At 74.6% G+C, this 18798-nt stretch carries 16 protein-coding genes; 8 read left to right on the top strand and 8 right to left on the bottom strand.

The features are described from left to right. The first annotated feature begins 70 nt into the window (after window positions 1-70). Window positions 71-874, top strand: a complete 804-nt coding sequence (locus OG617_RS04960; protein ID WP_405099072.1) for an SGNH/GDSL hydrolase family protein — start codon at window positions 71-73, stop codon at window positions 872-874. Window positions 875-967: 93 nt separating this feature from the next. Here OG617_RS04960 and OG617_RS04955 read toward each other — a convergent pair whose 3' ends face one another. Beyond that, window positions 968-1456, bottom strand: a complete 489-nt coding sequence (locus OG617_RS04955; protein WP_405099070.1) for a glutathione peroxidase — start codon at window positions 1454-1456, stop codon at window positions 968-970. 148 nt (window positions 1457-1604) lie between these two features. Here OG617_RS04955 and OG617_RS04950 point away from each other — a divergent pair, with 148 nt between their 5' ends. From OG617_RS04950 to OG617_RS04935, 4 genes are all read left to right on the top strand, one after another. After that, entirely contained in the window at window positions 1605-3221 is a 1617-nt protein-coding gene (locus tag OG617_RS04950; RefSeq protein WP_405099068.1) for a glycosyl hydrolase family 18 protein, read from the top strand. Between the two features lie 293 nt (window positions 3222-3514). Then, window positions 3515-3997: a hypothetical protein gene (locus OG617_RS04945; RefSeq protein WP_405099066.1), complete on the top strand. Its 483-nt coding sequence runs from the start codon at window positions 3515-3517 to the stop codon at window positions 3995-3997. Between the two features lie 99 nt (window positions 3998-4096). Next, window positions 4097-5503: a class II 3-deoxy-7-phosphoheptulonate synthase gene (locus OG617_RS04940; protein WP_161690297.1), complete on the top strand. Its 1407-nt coding sequence runs from the start codon at window positions 4097-4099 to the stop codon at window positions 5501-5503. 50 nt (window positions 5504-5553) lie between these two features. Further along, window positions 5554-6585: a threonine aldolase family protein gene (locus OG617_RS04935; RefSeq protein WP_405099064.1), complete on the top strand. Its 1032-nt coding sequence runs from the start codon at window positions 5554-5556 to the stop codon at window positions 6583-6585. 156 nt (window positions 6586-6741) lie between these two features. Here OG617_RS04935 and OG617_RS04930 read toward each other — a convergent pair whose 3' ends face one another. Then, complete coding sequence (locus OG617_RS04930; RefSeq protein ID WP_405099062.1) at window positions 6742-7611, bottom strand: deoxyribonuclease IV; 870 nt, start codon at window positions 7609-7611, stop codon at window positions 6742-6744. Between the two features lie 2 nt (window positions 7612-7613). Beyond that, a complete protein-coding gene (gene pknB, locus OG617_RS04925; protein WP_405099059.1) occupies window positions 7614-9599 on the bottom strand; it encodes a Stk1 family PASTA domain-containing Ser/Thr kinase in 1986 nt (661 codons plus the stop codon). 175 nt (window positions 9600-9774) lie between these two features. Here pknB and OG617_RS04920 point away from each other — a divergent pair, with 175 nt between their 5' ends. Further along, window positions 9775-10167, top strand: a complete 393-nt coding sequence (locus OG617_RS04920) for an Rv2175c family DNA-binding protein (protein ID WP_387023539.1) — start codon at window positions 9775-9777, stop codon at window positions 10165-10167. A gap of 263 nt (window positions 10168-10430) precedes the next feature. On the opposite strand, the gene OG617_RS04915 is transcribed toward OG617_RS04920, so the two are convergent. Beyond that, window positions 10431-11513, bottom strand: a complete 1083-nt coding sequence (locus tag OG617_RS04915) for a polyprenyl synthetase family protein (RefSeq protein WP_405099057.1) — start codon at window positions 11511-11513, stop codon at window positions 10431-10433. 106 nt (window positions 11514-11619) lie between these two features. After that, on the bottom strand, window positions 11620-13134 hold the full coding sequence (locus OG617_RS04910) for a transcriptional regulator (RefSeq protein WP_405099055.1): 1515 nt from the start codon (window positions 13132-13134) through the stop codon (window positions 11620-11622). A gap of 363 nt (window positions 13135-13497) precedes the next feature. On the opposite strand from OG617_RS04910, the gene metF reads away from it, so the two are divergent. After that, complete coding sequence (gene metF, locus OG617_RS04905) at window positions 13498-14415, top strand: methylenetetrahydrofolate reductase [NAD(P)H] (protein ID WP_405099053.1); 918 nt, start codon at window positions 13498-13500, stop codon at window positions 14413-14415. Window positions 14416-14458: 43 nt separating this feature from the next. Then, window positions 14459-15148 (top strand): CDP-alcohol phosphatidyltransferase family protein, encoded by a 690-nt coding sequence (locus OG617_RS04900; protein WP_405099051.1) that lies wholly within the window; start codon window positions 14459-14461, stop codon window positions 15146-15148. Window positions 15149-15312: 164 nt separating this feature from the next. Here the strand turns inward: OG617_RS04900 and OG617_RS04895 are convergent, their stop codons facing one another. Genes OG617_RS04895 through OG617_RS04885 form a run of 3 tightly spaced genes read right to left on the bottom strand, consistent with a single transcriptional unit; the run spans window position 15313 to window position 18727 of the window. After that, the gene (locus OG617_RS04895; RefSeq protein WP_405099049.1) at window positions 15313-16800 is read right to left on the bottom strand and encodes a phytoene desaturase family protein; all 1488 of its coding nucleotides are present in this window, start codon (window positions 16798-16800) and stop codon (window positions 15313-15315) included. An 11-nt stretch (window positions 16801-16811) separates the two neighbouring features. After that, window positions 16812-17939: a glycosyltransferase gene (locus OG617_RS04890; RefSeq protein WP_405099047.1), complete on the bottom strand. Its 1128-nt coding sequence runs from the start codon at window positions 17937-17939 to the stop codon at window positions 16812-16814. Further along, window positions 17936-18727, bottom strand: coding sequence for a carotenoid biosynthesis protein (locus OG617_RS04885; protein ID WP_405104110.1), 792 nt, complete (start codon window positions 18725-18727; stop codon window positions 17936-17938). Before OG617_RS04885 ends, OG617_RS04890 begins: the two co-directional genes overlap by 4 nt. Window positions 18728-18798 lie beyond the last annotated feature (71 nt).

Genomic DNA, 18798 nt, shown 5'->3' with positions numbered 1-18798 from the left:
TCTTCCATAGAGCCTGCATTCAGTGATACCTATCTCTCACTACCACTTCCCCCCACCCCAGGAGTGCGACGTGCGGAGATCCCGCCTCATTACCCTCGCCGTGAGTGTTGCGGCGTCCCTCGGTGCCACGCTCACGCTGGCTGTTCCCGCCCAGGCGTCGGCCAGCGACCACTACGTCGCCCTCGGCGACTCGTACGCCTCCGGTGTCGGCGCCGACAACTACACCGCCGAGAGTGGTTCCTGTAAGCGCAGCACAAACGCGTACTCGGCGTTGTACAACACCAAGATCAAGCCCGCCTCGTACAAGTCGGTGGCCTGTTCCGGGGCGATCACCACGGACGTGATCAACAACCAGATCTCGGCCCTGTCGTCGAGCACCACGCTGGTCAGCGTCACCATCGGCGGCAACGACGTCGGCTTCTCCACCATCATGCAGACCTGCGTGCTCCAGGGCGAGAGCGCCTGCGTGGCCGCCGTGACCGCCGCCGAGACCAAGGCTCGCACCGAGCTGCCCGGCAAGCTGGCGAACGTCTACAACGGAATCAAGGCCAAGGCGCCCTCGGCCCGGGTCGTGGTCGTCGGCTACCCGGTCTTCTACCAGCTCGGCACGCCCTGCGTCGGCCTCACCGTGACCTCCCGGACGAAGCTCAACGCGGGCATCAACCTGGTGGACGACACCATCCGCACCGCCGCCACCTCGGCCGGCTTCAAGTTCGCCGACGTGCGGTCGGCCTTCGTCGGCCACCAGCTGTGCAGCTACGGCGACAAGTGGATGCACGCCCTGAACTTCCTCAACATCGGCGTCTCGTACCACCCGACGGCGGCTGGCCAGTCCGGCGGCTACTACCCGGTGTTCCGCTCCGCCGCGGGCTGACCGGGTCGGCCCCGGCCGGTGACCTCCGAGGCCGCGCCCCCACCCGCCGGGTGGGCGCGCGGCCTCGATCAATTCGGGGAAGGGATCGGCGGGCTACGCCGGCAGGACCTTCTCGATCGCGGCGCGCAGCTCGGGGGAGTCCGGCGCGACGGTCGGGGCGAACCGGGCGGCCACCGTGCCGTCCGGCGCTACCAGGAACTTCTCGAAGTTCCACCGCACGTCGCCGGTGTGCCCTTCGGCGTCCGGCGTGGTCACCAGTTCCGCGTACAGCGGGTGCCGGGCCGGGCCGTTGACGTCGACCTTCTCCGTGAGCGGGAAGGTCACCCCGTAGTTGACCTGGCAGAACTCGCCGATCTCGGCGGCGGTGCCCGGCTCCTGGCCGGCGAACTGGTTGCACGGCACGCCGAGCAACACCAGGCCCCGGTCGGCATAGGTCTCGTGCAGGGCCTGGAGGCCGGCGTACTGCGGGGTGAGGCCGCAGCGGGAGGCCACGTTCACCACCAGCAGCGCCCGGCCCCGGTGGCGGGCGAGGTCCGCCGGGCCACCGGTCAGCGCGTCGATCTGGGTGTCGAAGACGGTCATCCGCCGAGGCTACCGACCGGCCGCGACGGCCGGCCGGGACCGGGGTTCCCAAATATCGACGCATGTGCATCTTGACGAAGTGGTGACGCCGTGAGTAGCGTCTCACCATCCTTTAGGAAAGTTTCCTAACTGTTTGGGGAGACGCCACATGAAGAGATCGTTCCGCCGGGCCGTCTGGGCCGGCGCCGTGGTCGCGGTGACCGTCGCAGCGGTCCCGATGACCTCGGCGTTCGGCGCCGGAAGTGTGACCGCCACGTTCGCCAAGGCGCAGGACTGGGGGACCGGTCACGAAGCCCGGGTGACCGTCGCCAACGACTCCGCCGCCAGCATCAGCACCTGGCGCATCGAGTTCGACCTGCCGGCCGGCACCACCATCAGCAGCTCGTGGGACGCCGACGTCACCAGCAGCGGCAACCACTACGTCGCAGTGAAGAAGAGCTGGGCCGGCCCGCTCGCCCCCGGGACGAGCTTCAGCTGGGGCTACAACGGCACCGGGGCGTACAAGGCTCCGCTGAACTGCACCATCAACGGCGCACCGTGCGGCGGGGGCACCCCGCCGACCACCGCGCCACCCACCACCACCCCGCCGACCACCGCGCCCCCCACGACCCCGCCGCCGACCACGCCGCCGCCGACCACCCCGCCGCCCGGGGGCAAGAAGGTCGTCGGGTACTTCGCCGAGTGGGGCGTCTACGGCCGCAACTACCACGTCAAGAACATCCACACCAGCGGGTCCGCCGCGAAGATGACCCACATCCTGTACGCCTTCGGCAACACCACCGGCGGCCGTTGCAGCATCGGCGACAGCTATGCCGACTACGAGAAGGCGTACACCGCCGCGGACAGCGTCGACGGCGTGGCCGACACCTGGGACCAGCCGCTGCGCGGCAGCTTCAACCAGCTCCGCAAGCTGAAGAAGATGTACCCGAACCTCAAGGTCATCTGGTCCTTCGGCGGCTGGACCTGGTCGGGCGGCTTCACCCAGGCCGCGCAGAACCCGGCCGCGTTCGCCGAGAGCTGCCACAACCTGGTCGAGGACCCGCGCTGGGCGGACGTCTTCGACGGCATTGACGTCGACTGGGAGTACCCGAACGCCTGCGGCCTCACCTGCGACGCCAGCGGCCCCAACGCCTTCAAGAACGTGATCTCCGCGCTGCGGACCAAGTTCGGCTCCTCGGCGCTGGTCACCGCCGCCATCACCGCGGACGGTAGCGCCGGCGGTAAGATCGACGCCGCCGACTACGCCGGCGCGGTGCCGAACCTCAACTGGCTCATGCCGATGACGTACGACTACTTCGGCACCTGGGCGGCGCAGGGTCCCACCGCCCCGCACTCCCCGCTCACCTCGTACACCGGCATCCCGACCCCGGGCTTCTACAGCGACGCGGCGATCCAGAAGCTCAAGAGCAAGGGCATCCCGTCCGACAAGCTCCTGCTCGGCATCGGCTTCTACGGCCGGGGCTGGACCGGGGTCACCCAGGCAGCCCCGGGCGGCACCGCCACCGGCGCGGCCCCCGGCACGTACGAGGCCGGCAACGAGGACTACAAGGTCCTCAAGAACACCTGCCCGGCCACCGGCACCGTCGCCGGCACCGCGTACGCCAAGTGCGGCAGCAACTGGTGGAGCTACGACACCCCGTCGACCATCGGCGGCAAGATGACGTACGCGAAGAACCAGGGCCTCGGTGGCGCGTTCTTCTGGGAGCTCTCCGGTGACACGAGCAACGGTGAGCTGATCGGCGCCATCAAGGGCGGTCTCGGCTGAGCCGAGGGCCGACGCAACACCCACACGGCGGGGAGGGACCACGCACCGGTCCCTCCCCGCCCGCTCGTGCCGCCGACCCCTCGCCGACGCCCCCGGTGGCGAGGGGCCGTCTCCCGCCCGTCCACGCCCCGCCCGGCCCGCCCGTCCGACCCGCCCGTCCACGCCCCGCCCGGCCCGCCCGTCGGCCCCGGCACGACGCCCGCAGTGGCGCACCGGGTGCTCGGCGGGTCCGGGGCGATGTGTCAGACTCGCGCATCGGCACCTGCCCGTGCCGGGTCGAGGGGGAGGGACGGATGGCTGTGACTCACTCCAGGTCGGCGCTCGTCGCGGCGCTCGCGCTCCTGCCGTTCACCCTGTTCGGCTGCGGGCTCGGCGGCGGCGACGAGAAGGCGGCGGAGCAGCCCGGGCGGGCACCCGCCGAGGAGGCGGCCACCAAGGCCCGCGAGCGGGTGCAGGCGTACCTCGACGCGATGATCGCCAAGGACACCGCGGCCGGGCGCAGCCAGCTCTGCGCCCCCGCCCAAGAGGGCTTCGACTCCGCCGCCACCGGCCCTAACGGCGACTTCGCCGACCACTTCACCGTGACCGAGGCGGCCATCACCGACGTCCGACCCGGCGCGGCCGGGCAGGAGGTCAGCACGTCGATCACCGTCACCGCCGGCGCCCGCGAGGCCACCCGGCCGCTGCTGTTCACCGTCACCCGCAGCGGCGCCGACTGGTGCGTCGCGGGGGAAGCGCCGGGCGGGCAGACCCCGGGGCCGACGGTCACCCCCTGACCCCCCGCCATCCCGGGCCACGCGGTCCCGGGGCTCCCAACCTCCGGAACCGTCCCCCTCGACGCCCGGTCCCTCCGGGGGCCGCCGTAGGCTTTCCCCATGCGCCATGAGTGGCATCAGCTGAGCCATCCCGCGGTGGGCAGCCCCGGCCTCCAGACCAGCCGTCCGACCGTCGACTCCGCCGAGGACGCCGCCCTCGGCCTGGACCGCTGGCGGGACCTGCCCCGGACGCAGATCCCGCCGTGGTCGGACCCGGCCGCGGTCGCCGAGGTCTGCAAGGTGCTCGACACCGTGCCGTCGGTCGTCGCGCCCTACGAGGTCGACCAGCTCCGGCACCGCCTCGCGCTGGTCTGCGAGGGCAAGGCGTTCCTGCTCCAGGGCGGCGACTGCGCGGAGACCTTCGTCGACAACACCGAGAGCCACCTGCTCGCCAACGCCCGCACCCTGCTCCAGATGGCGATCGTGCTGACCTACGGCGCGTCCCTGCCGGTGATCAAGGTCGCCCGGGTCGCCGGGCAGTACACCAAGCCCCGGTCGCTGCCGACCGACGCCCGAGGGCTGCCGGCCTACCGCGGCGACCTGATCAACTCGCTGGAGGCCACGCCGGAGGCGCGGGTCGCCGACCCGCAGCGCATGATCCGGGCGTACGCGAACTCGGCCGCCGCGATGAACATGCTCCGGGCGTACCTGGCGGGCGGGCTGGCCGACCTGCACGCGGTGCACGACTGGAACAAGGGCTTCGTCAGGAGCTCCCCGGCCGGCGAGCGCTACGACGCGATCGCCCGGGAGATCGACCGGGCGCTGGCCTTCATCAACGCCTGCGGGATGACCGAGGACGACGCGCTGCGCACCGTCACCCTCTACTGCTCCCACGAGGCCCTCGCGCTGGAGTACGACCGGGCGCTCACGCGGGTCTCCGACAGCCGGGCGTACGGCCTGTCCGGGCACTTCCTGTGGATCGGCGAGCGCACCCGGCAGATCGACGGCGCGCACATCGACTTCATCTCCCGCATCGCCAACCCGATCGGCGTGAAGCTCGGCCCGACCACCACCCCGGACGAGGCGATCGAGCTCTGCGAGAAGCTCAACCCGGAGAACATCCCCGGCCGGCTGACCCTGATCAGCCGGATGGGCAACCACAGGGTCCGCGACGCCCTGCCGCCGATCGTGGCGAAGGTCACCGCCGCCGGCGCGAAGGTCGTCTGGCAGTGCGACCCGATGCACGGCAACACCCACGAGTCCTCCAACGGCTACAAGACCCGGCACTTCGACCGGATCGTCGACGAGGTGCTCGGCTACTTCGAGGTGCACCGGGGCCTGGAGACCCACCCGGGCGGCCTGCACGTCGAGCTGACCGGAGAGAACGTCACCGAGTGCCTCGGCGGTGCCCAGGGCATCGAGGACCTCGACCTGCCGGACCGGTACGAGACCGCCTGCGACCCGCGGCTGAACACCCAGCAGTCGCTGGAGCTGGCCTTCCTGGTGGCGGAGATGCTCCGTGGCTGACCCGAGGAGTGAGCTTGCGGGCCCCGCAGTCGGCGGCCGAAGGGGCAACCGTGGCTGACGATCTCATCGACCTGCGGTCGGACACCGTGACCCGGCCCACCGCCGGGATGCGGGAGGCGATGGCCACCGCCGAGGTCGGCGACGACGTCTACGGCGAGGACCCGACGGTCAACGCCCTGGAGGCCGAGGTCGCGGCCCTGTTCGGGCACGAGGCGGCGCTGTTCGCCCCGACCGGGTCGATGGCCAACCAGATCGCCCTGCAACTGGCGGTGTCGCCCGGCGACGAGCTGCTCTGCGACGCCGACGCGCACATCGTCACGTACGAGATCGGCGCGGCGGCGGCGTACGGCGGGATCTCGTCGCGGACCTGGCCGGCGGTCGGCGCGGACGTCGACCCCGACCTGGTTGCCGGCATGGTCCGGCCGGACGGCTACTTCGCGGTGCCGACCCGGGCCATCGCCGTGGAGCAGACCCACAACCGGGGCGGCGGCGGGGTGATCCCGCTGGCCACCCTGCGCGAGCTGCGTCGGGTCGCCGACGCCAACGGGCTGGCCCTGCACTGCGACGGCGCCCGGATCTGGCACGCCCACGTCGCCGACGGCGTGCCGCTGGCTGCCTACGGTGCCCTGTTCGACACCATGTCGGTCTGCCTGTCCAAGGGCCTCGGCGCGCCGGTCGGCTCGCTCGTCGTCGGCAGCGCGGAGAAGATCGAGCGGGCCCGGTTCGTCCGCAAGCGGATGGGCGGCGGAATGCGCCAGGCCGGCGTGCTCGCCGCCGCGGGCCGGTACGCCCTGGCCCACCACATCCAGCGACTCGCCGACGACCACGCGAAGGCAGCCCGGCTGGCCGAGGCTGTCGCCCCGTTCGGGGTGCTCGCCACAGCGGTGCGCACGAACATCGTCCCGCTGGACCTGACGAAGTCCCCGCTCGACGCACGGGGCCTGGCCGCCGCCGCCCGCGCCGAGGGCGTACTGATCTCGGTCCTCGGCCCGCGTTCCGCCCGCCTGGTCACCCACCTGGACGTCGACGACACCGCCATCACCCAAGCCGCCCAGACCCTAACCACCCTCCTCGCCCCCTAACCCCACCACCCCACCCCACCCCCCACCCCCCGATCGCCCCGGTGATCAAGAGGTTTACGTCGGGATCCGGCGCTCGGGTGACGTAAAGCTCTTGATCACCGGGGCGAGACGGACGGGCGGACGCCGGGCCGGTGTGGGGGTGTGGGTGTGGGTGGGTTAGGGGTGGAGGCGGGTGAGGGTGGCTATGTCGGTGGCGTGGCCCTCGTGTTTTTCCGTGGGGGTCTCCACCACCACCGGGATGCCCGCCGTGGCGGGGTGGGTCATCAGCTCGGCGAACGCCGACTCGCCGATGTTGCCCTTGCCGATGTTCTCGTGCCGGTCGCGGGTCGAGCCGCACAGGTCCTTCGAGTCGTTGGCGTGCACCAGCCGCAGCCGGTCCGGCCCGACCGTGGCGACCAGTGTGTCCAGGCAGGCCGTCATGCCGCCGTCGACGGCCAGGTCGTGCCCGGCGGCCCAGGCGTGGCAGGTGTCGAAGCAGACGCCCAGGCCGGGGTGCTGGTCCACCGAGTCCAGGTACGGGCCGAGATGCTCCACCCGGGAGGCCAGCGACCGGCCGCCACCCGCGCTCGGCTCGACCAGCAGCAGCGGGCCACCCGCCGCCAGCGTCTCGTCGAGCAGCGGCAGCAGCGCCTCGCGCACCTGACGCATGGCCGCGTCGGCGTGACCCGCGTCGACCGCGCTGCCGGCGTGGAAGACCACCCCGAGGGCGCCGATCGCCCGCCCCCGGCGCAGCGCGTGGGCCAGGGTCTGCGCCGACCGTTCGACCGTGGCCGGGGTGGGAGAGCCGAGGTTTACCAGCAGCGACGCGTGGACGAACACCGGTACGCCCCGCTCGGCGCAGCCGTCGCGGAACAGCGCGTCCTGGGCCGGGTCGCCCGCCGGGAGCGCCCAGCCCCGGGAGTTGGAGACGTAGACCTGGACGGCCTCGGAGCCTGCGGCGTCGACGTACGGCAAAGCCGCCTTCGCCAGCCCGCCCGAGGTGGGGGTGTGCGAGCCGACCGGCCGGCGGAGAGCGGGCGCCGACATCTCTACAGACACCCGATCGTGATCTGGGTGCCCGGCGCCACCTGGGAGTTCTCCCCCGGGTTCTGGAACCGGACGGTGCCGTTCGGGTTGAACTGCACGTTCACCGGGAAGCCCTGGCTCTCCAACTGCTGCTTGGCCTGCTGGCAGGGCAGGTCGAGCACCCGGGGCACGACCACCGGGGCGGGGCCCTTGCTGACGTCCAGCTTGACCTGGGCCCCCTTCTCCACGCCCGCGCCGTCCGCCGGGCTCTGCCCGAGGATCTCGTCCTTCGGCTTGTCCGAGTCCTTGTACGTCTCGACCGGCACCAGGCCGAGCTGGGCCAGGGCGGTGCGGGCCTCGTTGACGTTCTTGCCGACGAGGTTCGGCACCGAGATCGGGGCCTTGCCCTTGCTCAGGATGACGGTGACCTTCGCGCCCGGCTTCACCTCGGCACCGACCTTCGGGTTGGTGTCCACCACCACGCCCTCGGGCAGGTTGTCGTCGTACCGGGGGGTGCCCTTGGCGACCACCAGTTTGGCGTTGACCAGGTCGGCCTCGGCCAGCTCGAACTCCTTGCCGACCACGTCCGGCACGGGGAACCGGTCCGGCCCCAGCGAGAGGGTGAGGGTGATGGCGCCGCCCTTGAGGATCCGGGCGGCCGAGGCGGGGCTCTGCGCCACCACGCCGTCGCGCGGGACCTTCTCGTCGTAGCGGGGCTCGGCGTACTCGAGGGTGAAACCGCCCCGGGTCGCCTGCGCCTGCGCCTCGGCCTTGCTGAGGCTGACCAGCTCCGGGGCAACCGTGTACCGGCCCACCCCGAACCACCAGCCGGTGAGCGCGGCGATCAGGACGAGCACCACGGCCGCCGCCAGCAGGCCCATGCGCCCCCGCTGGTCGCCAAGCACCCGGGCCCGCAGGGCGGAGATCCGGCCGCCCACACCGGTGCTCTCCGGCGCGGCCCGCCGCCGGTGCGGGCGCTGCTCCTTGTGCTCGGGCAGCCGGGCCCAGGCCGGGCGTTCGGTGGGCCGGACCGCCGCGACCACCATGGTGGGCTGATTCAGCGGGGCTGCGTCGTCGGTCACCGCGCGCAGCACGGCGGTGTGCGTGTTCTGGTCGCCCAGGTCGTCGCGGGCGACCTGGACCTCGGCCAGCAGGACGGCGGCGTCGGTCGGCCGCGCCTCCGGGTCGCGTCGGGTGGCCCGGGCGACGAGATCGTCGAGCGCCTTCGGCAGCCCCGGCACCAGCGTCGAGGGGGCCGGCACGTCGTTGTCGACATGCTGCCAGGCGACGTCCACCGGCCGGTCGCCGTCGTACGGGACCCGGCCGGTGAGCATCTCGAACAGCACGATGCCGGCCGAGTAGACGTCGGTGCGGGTGTCGGAGCGCCCGTCGGTGACCAGTTCCGGCGCGACGTACGCCACCGTGGCCATGAGCTGGTTGCCCGGCTCGTCCTCGGCGCTGGCCTCCACCGCGCGGGCCAGCCCGAAGTCGGCGACCTTGACCACGCTGTCGACCAGGTTGGCGACCCCGCCGGTGGGCGCCTCGGCGACCAGCACGTTCTCCGGCTTGACGTCGCGGTGCACCAGGCCGGCCCGGTGCGCGGCGGCGATCGCGGCGAGCATCTGCTCCATGATCGCCAGCGCCTCGTCCGGGTGCAGCCGGCGCCGCTCGGCGAGCACGTCGCGCAGCGTCCGGCCGCGCACGTACTCCATCACCAGGTACGGAAGGCCGGCGTGAGTGCCCTGGTCGTAGACCGCCACCACGTTCGGGTGGGTCAGCCGGGCGATGGTCTTCGCCTCGTCGGTGAACCGCTCCAGGAACCCGGCCATCCGGGCCCGCGTCTCGGCGGCCTGGGTCGGATGAATGATCTTGACTGCGACGGTGCGCTCCAGGCGCTCGTCGGTGGCGGTGTACACGGTCGCCATGCCGCCACGGGCCACGCGACCGCGAATGCGGTAGCGCCCGTCGATCAGCGAGCCCAGCAACGTGTCGGCGACCTGTGTGTCCATCGGCAGGCAGTCTATGTGTCCAGAGGGTGGAGGTTGAACAGGATGCTACAGCCGGCCGGCGAGAGGATTCGTCCCGCCGCGCTCGCACCGCCGCTTTGAGCGCTCCGGGCGCCCGTCCGGGCCGGTCGAGGGGGTGCCCTCGCCGCCGCCGTCGGCGGCGTGGCAGGGTGATCGGGTGACCGACTCCGTACCCTCCGACCAGGCTGCCTCCGGCGCCGGCCCTGCCGGCCCGACCGATCCGGCCCGCTGGCTGACCCTGCCGGACGTCGCCGAGCGCCTCGACCTGTCGATCAGCAAGATCCACCAGATGATCCGGGACCGGGAGTTGCTCGCGGTGCGCCGCGACGGCATCCGGCGGATTCCCGTCGACCTGGTGGCCAACCAAACCGTGCTCAAGCACCTGCCCGGGGTGCTCACCCTGATGACCGACGCGGGCTACGACGACGAGGCCGCGCTGCGCTGGCTCTACGAGCCCGACGACACCCTGTCCGGCGGCACCCCGGCCGCCACGCTCGGCGGCGACCACGCCCGTGAGGTCAAGCGCCGCGCCCAGGCCCTCGGCTTCTGACCCCCTGACCTGACTCGCCCCGCCCGACCCCGGTTCCCGTCACACCGGGCGGGTCGGCCAGGTCGGGACAGGTCGGCCAGGTTGCACAGGTTGCGCAGGTCGGCTGAGTCGGCCGGGCCATACCGGGCGGGCAGGTCGGCCGGGTCGCACCTGGCGGGCCGTACCGGGCCGCCTGGCCCGGCCGTACCTGGCGGGCCGTACCTGGCCGCCTGGTGCGGGCAGACGGGGTGGCGGGTCGCCGGGTCGGGTGGGTCGGGTGGGTGTCAGTCGGCGCGGCGGGTGGCGGCGATGGCGAGGTCGACCAGGGCCTGGCGGGCCTCCGTCTCCAGGTCGACGGCGGCCAGCGCGGCCAGCGCCGTGTCGGTCAGCGTGGCGATCCGCTCCTCGGTGCGGGCCAGCGCCCCGGTCGAGGTGATCAGCTCACGCAGCCGGGCCACCCCGTCCTCGTCCAGGCCCGGGTCGCCGAGCCGGCCGAGCAGCAGCTCCCGGCCGGCCGCGTCGGCGGCCTCCACGGTCACCGCGACCAGGTACGTCCGCTTGCCCTCACGCAGATCGTCGCCGGCCGGTTTGCCGGTCTGCGACGGGTCGCCGAACACCCCCAGCACGTCGTCGCGCAACTGGAACGCCTCGCCCAGCGGCAGCCCGTACGCCGAGTAGGCCGCCCGGACGTCCGCCGCCGCGCCCGCCAGCGCGGCGCCCAGCAGCAGCGGACGCTCGACCGTGTACTTCGCCGACTTGTACCGGGCGACCTTGCTCGCGCGCTCCACCGAGGTGTCGCCGGTGGCCTGGGTGAGCACGTCGAGGTACTGCCCGACGGTGACCTCGGTGCGCATCTCGTCGAAGACCGGGCGGGCTTGGGCCACGATCCGCGGGTCCAGCCCGGCGGAGTGCAGCAGTTCGTCGGACCAGACCAGACACAGGTCACCGAGCAGGATCGCCGCCGCGTCGCCGAACCCGTCGGCGTTGCCGCCCCAGCCGGCGTTCCGGTGCCGGGCGGCGAACCGCCGGTGCACCGCAGGCTCGCCGCGCCGGGTGTCCGAGCGGTCCATCAGGTCGTCGTGGATCAGTGCGCTGGCCTGCACGAACTCCAGCGCGGCCAGCGCGGTCACCACCTGGTCCGAGTCGCCCCCGCCGGCACCCCGGAATCCCCAGTACGCGAAGGCCGGGCGCAGTCGCTTGCCGCCGCCCAGCACGAACGCCTCGATCGCCTCGGCCACCGGCACCAGGGCGTCGTCGACGCCTGTCATCCAGGTGCGCTGGCCGGCCAGGAACTCGGTCAGGGACTTGTCGATCCGCTGACGCAGGCCGGCGCGGTCGACGGGGGACACGGGAGCAGCGTGGGTCACGCCCCGACGCTAGCGGGTTGCCTGGGACCGCGCCGCATCCGCGGCCCGTGGCGTGCCGTGGGCCGCCCCGGCCGCCGAGCGTCGTCGCGACGGGTTCAGTGCCTGGTCACGGGCGGTGACCGCCGGCCCGTCCGGTGGTCGGCCCGTCCGGTGGTCGGCCGGGCGGGTGGCGGGGCCGGCCGGGTGGCGGGGCCGGGCGGGGCAGGTGGCGGGCCGCCGCGCCGGCGAGGGCGGCGTGCCGCCGTACCGCCGGCTCGTGGGCGTGCCGGGCCAGCCGGCGGCGCACCTCGGCGAGCTGGCCGGCGGCCCGGAGCGAACCGGAGCGGATCGCGTCCAGCAGCGCCGCGTCGGCCACCGCGCACGCCTGCTCCACCTCGCCGAGCTGGAGATGGCCCCGGGCCAGCCAGCCCCCGTAGAGCGCGGCGCTGCGCGGGCGGCCGGCCCGGCGGGCGGCGGCCAGCAGCGGCTCGGCCGGCCGGGGCCGGCCCAGCGCGACCAGCGTCCGCCCGGTCATCGCCGCCAGCTCCGGCCCGTCGAGCCAGTACAGCCAGGGCGGCTCCCGGCCCGGCTCGACGGCCCCGGCGAGCCGCCCGGCCGCGGCGAGCGCCTGCCGGGCCGCCTCCGGCCGGCCGCCGAGGGCCGCGGCCAGGGCCACCCGGTGCAGCAGCAGCGCCCGCAGGCCGGGGCTGGCGTGGCGCCGGGACCCGGCGTACCCGGTCCGGGCCAGCACCAGCGCGCCGTGCGGGTCGCCCGCCTCGGCCAGCAGGTGGCTCGCCGCGCCGAGCACGTGCCCGCCGAGCGTCGGGTCGCCGGCCGCCGCCGCGGCCCGCAGCCCCAGCCGGTACGCCTGCAGGCCGTCGGCCGGGCGCCCGGCGTCGGCGGCGAGCCAGCCGGCCAACTGGGCAGACTCGGCCAGCACCGGCAGCAGCCGTCGACGGCCGGCCGGGCCGGCCCCGGACAGCGCCCGCACCGCCCGCCGCAGCCGGTACGCCCCGTACCCGAACAGGTCGGCGCCCCCGGCCAGGTCGTCCAGCCGGCGCAGCCCGGCCAGCGTCACCCCGGGCGTCAGGGCCAGCGTCACCCCGGGCGTCAGGGACTCCGTCACCCCGGGCGTCAGGGCCGGCGGCGCGGCGGTGCCGGGCTGGCCGTCCGGCGTCGGGCCTGCGGGTGTCGCCTCGGCCGGCGGCCGGGCCGGCGGCGGGTCGACCGGCGGCGCGGCCGGCGTCGCCGGGAACTGCCCGGCGGTCGGCGCGGCGACCAGCAGCGACCCGCACGGGTCGGCCAGCCAGCGCTGGGCCAGGCCGAACAGCGCCGCGCGGGACCGGGAGCCCGCCGGATCGACCGCCCCGGGCGGCGGGCCCAGCCGCCGGCTGTGCGCGGCGGCCTCGGCCAGCAGTTCGACCGGCACGGCGAGGACCACGGCGAGCCACCCCAGCCAGAAGCCCCCCGGCACGCGGAGCTGCCGCTCCCAGCGGGACACCTCGTGCCGGCTCAGCGTGGGCACGCCCGAGGCGGCGCACAACTCGGCGGCGAGGAGCTGCTGGCTGTGGCCCCGGGCCAGGCGGAGCCGGGCGAGCAGCGGCCCGAGCAACTCGGGGCCGGGTGGCGTGGGTGGCGTCATCGGTTCTCCAGGGGGTCGGCGCGGTGGCGGCGCCGGTCCCTCCCGGACGGGCGGGACCGGTGTGCCGCGGTCGGTGCTGACCCCCGCGCGGGCCCCCCGGAGCCGGCTCCCGCCGGCCCCACCCGCGCTGCTCAACTGTCTACCCCGGGGGTACGACGGTCTGCCCGGCCGGTCGTCGGGACGTGGCGCGGATCGATCACATCGACGCCTGCGGACGGCCCGTCGGGGAGTACCTGCGGTGCTGCCTCCGGCAGGGCCTCGACCCGCCGACGCAAGGCGTGGGGCCTGTCCGCCGGGGCGTGTCCGTCGCGCTCTGTGGGAAGGACTCTGTCTCCGGCATGCGCCTGCGGCTAGAGTCGATCCGTGGCGCTCGGTCTTCCCTCTGTCCTCCCCAATCCGCAGCCGGCGATCGGGGAGCTGATCCGCGACCGTCAGCCGACCTTCTCGTTCGAGTTCTTCCCGCCCAAGACCGCGCACGGCGAGCGGCTGCTCTGGCAGGCGATCCGCGAGCTGGAGTCGCTGCGCCCGTCGTTCGTGTCGATCACCTACGGGGCCGGCGGGTCGACGCGGGACACCACGGTCTCGGTGACCGAGCGGATCGCCACCGAGACCACCCTGCTGCCGATGGCGCACCTGACCGCGGTCAACCACTCCGTCGCCGAGCTGCGCAACGTCATCGGCCGGCTGGCCGGTGTCGGGGTGCGCAACATGCTGGCCGTGCGGGGCGACCCGCCGGGCGACCCGGGCGGGGAGTGGGTCCGCCACCCCGAGGGCGTGCTCTACGCCGAGGACCTGGTCCGGCTGGTCCGCGACGCCGGCGACTTCAGCGTCGGGGTGGCTGCCTTCCCGTACAAGCACCCGCGCTCTGCCGACGTGGCCGGCGACACCGCGCACTTCGTCCGCAAGTGCCAGGCCGGCGCGGAGTTCGCGATCACCCAGATGTTCTTCGACGCCGACGACTACCTGCGGCTGCGCGACCGGGTTGCGGCGGCTGGTTGCGACACCCCCATCCTGGCCGGGGTGATGCCGGTCACCCAGCTGGGCACCATCGAGCGTTCGGCGCAGCTTTCCGGGGCGCCGTTCCCGCCGGCCCTCGCCGCGCGGTTCGCCGAGGTCGCCGACGACCCGGAGGCGGTCCGCCGGCTCGGCATCGAGCAGGCGGCCGAGATGTGCCGGCGGCTGCTGGACGAGGGCGTCCCCGGGATCCACTTCATCACCCTCAACCGGTCCACCGCGACCCGGGAGGTCTGGCAGCAGTTGCAGGTCGGCACCCGAGTGTGACCCCCGTGGCGCGACACCTGGGCGCCGATGCGACGGTTGTTCCGTGGTGGGCAGTCAGCTGAACTGGGACGAGTACGCGACGGCGTGGGCGCGGCTGCACGGTGGCTTCGATCCCCGGGCGGCGGCCCCGGTGGTACGCGCCTGGCTGCGGTTCGCCTACCACGTCGGGTACGTGCTGGGCCGGCTGCGGGTCACCCCGACCGCGGTCACCTTGGCGGGCGTGCTGCTCTGCCTCTGCGTGCCGCTGTTTGCCGTCCGGCCGGTGAACGGGCCGGTCATCGGGGCGCTGTTCGTGCTGGCCGCCTCGGTGGCCGACAGCGTGGACGGTGCGGTGGCGGTCGCCACCAACCGCACCACCCGGCTCGGGTACGTCTACGACTCCGTGGCCGACCGGCTCGGCGAGGTCGCCTGGCTGGCCGCGTTCTGGCTGTTGGGCGCGCCGGGCGCGCTGGTGGTAGCCGCGGGCGGGCTGTCCTGGCTGCACGAGTACGTCCGAGCCCGGGCGGTCTCGGCCGGGATGCGGGAGATCGGCGCGGTCACCGTGGGGGAGCGCCCCACCCGGGTCTGCGTGGCCCTGGTCGGGCTGCTGCTGGCTGGGCTGGCCGGACTGATCGACCCGGACCTGACCGCCGGCACCATCACCATGGCCACCGCCGTCTGGGTGCTGCTCGCCGGCTTCGGCCTGGGCCAACTCTTCTCCACCGTCCGCCGCGCCCTCGTCAACGCCGCCTGACCCCGCCCCCCACCCACGCCACCCCCACCCCCACGCTCCCAACGGCGCGCAGTTTCACGGAAAGAGTGGCCTCCAGGCTCGGCGAGGCCACTCTTTCCGTGAAACTGCGATGATCTTGGGGTGCGGGGGTGCGGGGGTGCGGGGGGTGCGGGGGTGCGGGGTGCTTAGGCCCAGGCGGGGCCGATTTCGTTGGCGACGATCTGCGCGGAGAGGGTGACCATCGGGAGTCCGCCTCCCGGGTGGCTGGAGCCGCCGACCAGCCAGAGGCCGGCCGCCGGGCCCCGGTTGGCCGGGCGGAGCAGGCCGCCGGCAGTGCCGTAGATCGACCCGCCGGGGGCGCCGGTGGTGGCGTCCAGGTCGGCCGGGGTGCGGACCTCCCGGAACGCCAGCCGGTCCCGCACGTCCACGCCCCGTTCGGCGAGCACGTCGAGGACCCGGTCGGCGTACGCGTCGGCGAGCCCCGGCCGGCGCCAGTCCACCGCCCCGGTGGCGGTGCCGTGCCGGGCGGCGTTGACCAGCACGAACCACGCCTCGTGCCCCTCGGGGCGGACGGCCGGGTCGTCGGCGACGGTGACGAAGACCGTCGGGTCGGGCGCGGGACGGGCCCGGATCCCGCGCCCCGGGTGGCCGAAGACCGCGTCGAACTCGGCGTCGTAGTCGCGCGGGAAGAACACGTTGTGGTGGGCCAGCCCGGTGTCGCCGGCCACCCCGAGCAGCAGGACGAAGCCGGCGAGGCTGCGGTCGGTGAGCCCAGCCAGCCGGCGCGGGCTGGGCAGCAGGTCCCGGTAGACGGTCAGCGCGTCCACGTTGGCCACCACCACGTCGGCGGGGACCGGCGCGGCGACGCCGGCCAGGCGTACCCCGTGCACCCGGCCGCCCGCGGCGTCGATCCGGGTGACCGCGGTGCCGGTCCGCACGACCACGCCGAGGTCCAGGCACCTGGTCAGCAGCGCGTCGGCGAGGGTGCCCAGGCCGCCGCGCAGGTACCAGCCGCCGAACGTCAGCTCGGCGTACGGCACGGCGACCAGCGCGGCCGGGGCCCGGCGGGGGTCGGCCCCGGTGTAGGTGGCGTACCGGTCCAGCAGCATCCGCAACCGGGGGTCGGACAGGTGTCGGCGGCCCAGCCCGCGCAGGGTGCGGCCGGGGCCGATCGCGGCGAGGTCGCCCAGCCGCCAGGCCAGCGAGGCGAGGTCCAGCGGGGAGTCGACGGCCCGGCGCAGGACGTCGGAGTGCGAGGCGTCCCAGACCCGGGCGGCGCGGCGCCACAGCCGCTGCCAGTCGGCGGCGGCCCGGTCGCCGAACGCCGCCCCGACGCGGGCGGCGAACTCCGCCGGGTCGGCGCACGAGTCGAGCGTGGCCCCGTCGGGGAAGACGTGCCGGGCGATCGGGTCCACCGGGACCAGGTCGAGGTACTCGTCGAGCTTCGCCCCGGTCGCCTCGAACAGGTCGTGGAAGACCTCGGGCAGGGTGAGCAGGCTCGGCCCGGTGTCGAAGTGGAACGACCCGGCGGGGGCGTCGTGGACGTACCGGCCGAGCTTGCCGCCGACGGTGTCGGCCCGCTCGAAGACGGTCACCTCGTGCCCGGTGGCGGCCAACCGGGCGGCGGTGGCCAGCCCACCCACCCCGGCGCCGACGACCACGATCCGCGCCATGACGTGCCCTCCTAGCTGACCGGGCGGCCTCGCCAGGACAGGCGGCGCCGCTTCCGCAGATGGTACGACCGCAGGGTCAGCCAACCGAGGACCACGACCGACACGGGGTGGCCGAGCGCGTCGGGCCACCACCGGCCGCCGGTCGCCCGGGCGCTGACCGCCCGCCCGGCGGCCCCGAGCAGGTAGCCGAGGGACGCCAGCGCCGCGACCGCCGGCGCGCCGGCCGGCAGGGCGACCAGCGCGATCAGCGGGGGAGCGGCGTACAGCAGGAGCAGCAGGGCCAGCACGACCGCCGCGGCACCCGGGTGGCCGAACGTGGCCCACAGCGACTTGGTGTAGCCGTCGCGTAGCTGCGGCCAGTCGTCGTACATTCGGCAGGCGGCCAGCCGGGAGCCGTCGGCGAGGGCGATCCGGCCGCCGGACCGCTTGACCGCCCGGGCCAGCTCGATGTCCTCCAGGACCCGCGCGCGCACGGCGGCGTGCCCGCCGGCCGCGTCGTACCCGGCCCGGTCCGCCACCAGGAACTGCCCGCCGGCCGCGGCCAGCGACGGCCGCGGCGAGCGCTCCATCGCCCGCAGCGGCAGGAAGGTCAGCCACAGCCACTGCAACAGCGGCTGCACCAGCCGGTCGGCCGCCGTCGCCACCACGATCCGGGGGTACGGCGACAGCAGCGTCACCCGCGCGGCGCGCAGCTCGGCCACCACCGCCGCCACCGCGTACGGGGTGAGCACCACGTCGGCGTCGACGAACGCCAGCACGGTGGCGGCCGGGTCGGCCCGGGTGGCGAGCTGGTGACAGGCGTGTGGCTTGCCCAGCCAGCCCGGCGGCGGGGCGACCCCGGTGAGCAGGGTGACCCGGGGGTCGGCGCCGGCCACCGCGCGGACCACGTCGGCGGTGCCGTCGGCGGAGCCGTCGTCGAGCACCACGATCCGCAGGTCGGGCACGCCCCGCTGGGCGAGCAGCGCCCGCAGGCACGGGGTGACCCGGGCGGCCTCGTCGCGCAGCGGCAGCAGCACCGCGACGGTCTCGGCGACCCGCACCGGCCCGTCGGCGGGGCGGCGCAGCCACCGGGTGGCGTTGATCCAGCTGTGCGCGGTGAGCGCGGCGACGCCCGCGACCAGCAGCAGGACGCCGGTCATGCGGTGGCGTCGACCGGCCGGCGCGGGCGGTGCTCCCGGCGTTCCCGGCCCAGCGCCAGGGCCAGTGGCACGGCGGCCACCGCCATCCCGGCGGCGCCCCACACCGCCGAGGCGGGCAGGCCGAGGAAGACCGCGTGGGCCAGGACGCTGGACAGGTACGTCCACAGGTAGAGCGCGAACATCGGGGCGTCCCGGGAGTCCGCGTGGTCGATCACCGGCCCGGCCAGCGGGCGCAGCGCCGCCATCAGCAGCACCGCGAACAGCAGCCAGCCGAGGTAGTTGCTGACCGGCACGCCGGGCAGGCCGGGCAGCGCCGGGGTGGCGTCCTGCCACCTCCAGTAGCCCTCGGCGACCATCTGCGGGTCGAGGAAGAGATCCCAGGCGGCCAGTCCGACGGCTGCGAGGGCCACCCGGCGCACCCCGGGCGGGGTGAGCCGGGCCGCGGTCAGCCAGGCCGGCCAGGCCATCCACGTCCAGGCGAGCGGGATGATCAGCGGCACTCCGGCCAGCTTCGGGCCCAGCTCGCCGGAGTAGTCGTAGCTGCCGAACGGGAAGCCGGTGGCCACCCCCAGGGCCTCGATCGCGAAGCCGCCGCCGGTGGCCACGGCGACCAGCGCCGCCGCCGCGCGGGGCCCCCGGGTGAGTAGCGCGTGACTGACCGAGATCAGGTATCCGAGCACGACGGTGGCCACGGTCAGCCCGGCCCGGGTGGCGCCGGCGGTGAGCGGGTAGCAGATCTGGGCCAGGACCAGCACGCCCAGCCCGGCCCAGGGCAGCCGGCGGTCCAGCCCGGCCCGGAGTAGCCCGGCTCGGGGTAGCGGGCGGTCCGGCCCGGCCTGGCGAAGTCGGGGTCGAGGTA

The organism is Micromonospora sp. NBC_01412 (genome assembly GCF_045040215.1).
Lineage (GTDB): Bacteria > Actinomycetota > Actinomycetes > Mycobacteriales > Micromonosporaceae > Micromonospora > Micromonospora rubida.
The sequence above is the reverse complement of the archived record's forward strand: the minus strand, read 5'-3'. Positions and strand labels throughout refer to the sequence as shown.

Bases quoted from the DNA above. Each gene is read 5' to 3' on its own strand.
- OG617_RS04955 (WP_405099070.1), bottom strand. From the start codon at position 1,456: ATGACCGTCTTCGACACCCAGATCGACGCGCTGACCGGTGGCCCGGCG.
- OG617_RS04940 (WP_161690297.1), top strand. From the start codon at position 4,097: ATGCGCCATGAGTGGCATCAGCTGAGCCATCCCGCGGTGGGCAGCCCC.
- pknB (WP_405099059.1), bottom strand. From the start codon at position 9,599: ATGGACACACAGGTCGCCGACACGTTGCTGGGCTCGCTGATCGACGGG.
- OG617_RS04895 (WP_405099049.1), bottom strand. From the start codon at position 16,800: ATGGCGCGGATCGTGGTCGTCGGCGCCGGGGTGGGTGGGCTGGCCACC.
- OG617_RS04950 (WP_405099068.1), top strand. From the start codon at position 1,605: ATGAAGAGATCGTTCCGCCGGGCCGTCTGGGCCGGCGCCGTGGTCGCG.
- OG617_RS04945 (WP_405099066.1), top strand. From the start codon at position 3,515: ATGGCTGTGACTCACTCCAGGTCGGCGCTCGTCGCGGCGCTCGCGCTC.
- OG617_RS04930 (WP_405099062.1), bottom strand. From the start codon at position 7,611: ATGTCGGCGCCCGCTCTCCGCCGGCCGGTCGGCTCGCACACCCCCACC.
- OG617_RS04910 (WP_405099055.1), bottom strand. From the start codon at position 13,134: ATGACGCCACCCACGCCACCCGGCCCCGAGTTGCTCGGGCCGCTGCTC.
- OG617_RS04890 (WP_405099047.1), bottom strand. From the start codon at position 17,939: ATGACCGGCGTCCTGCTGCTGGTCGCGGGCGTCGCCGCGCTCACCGCG.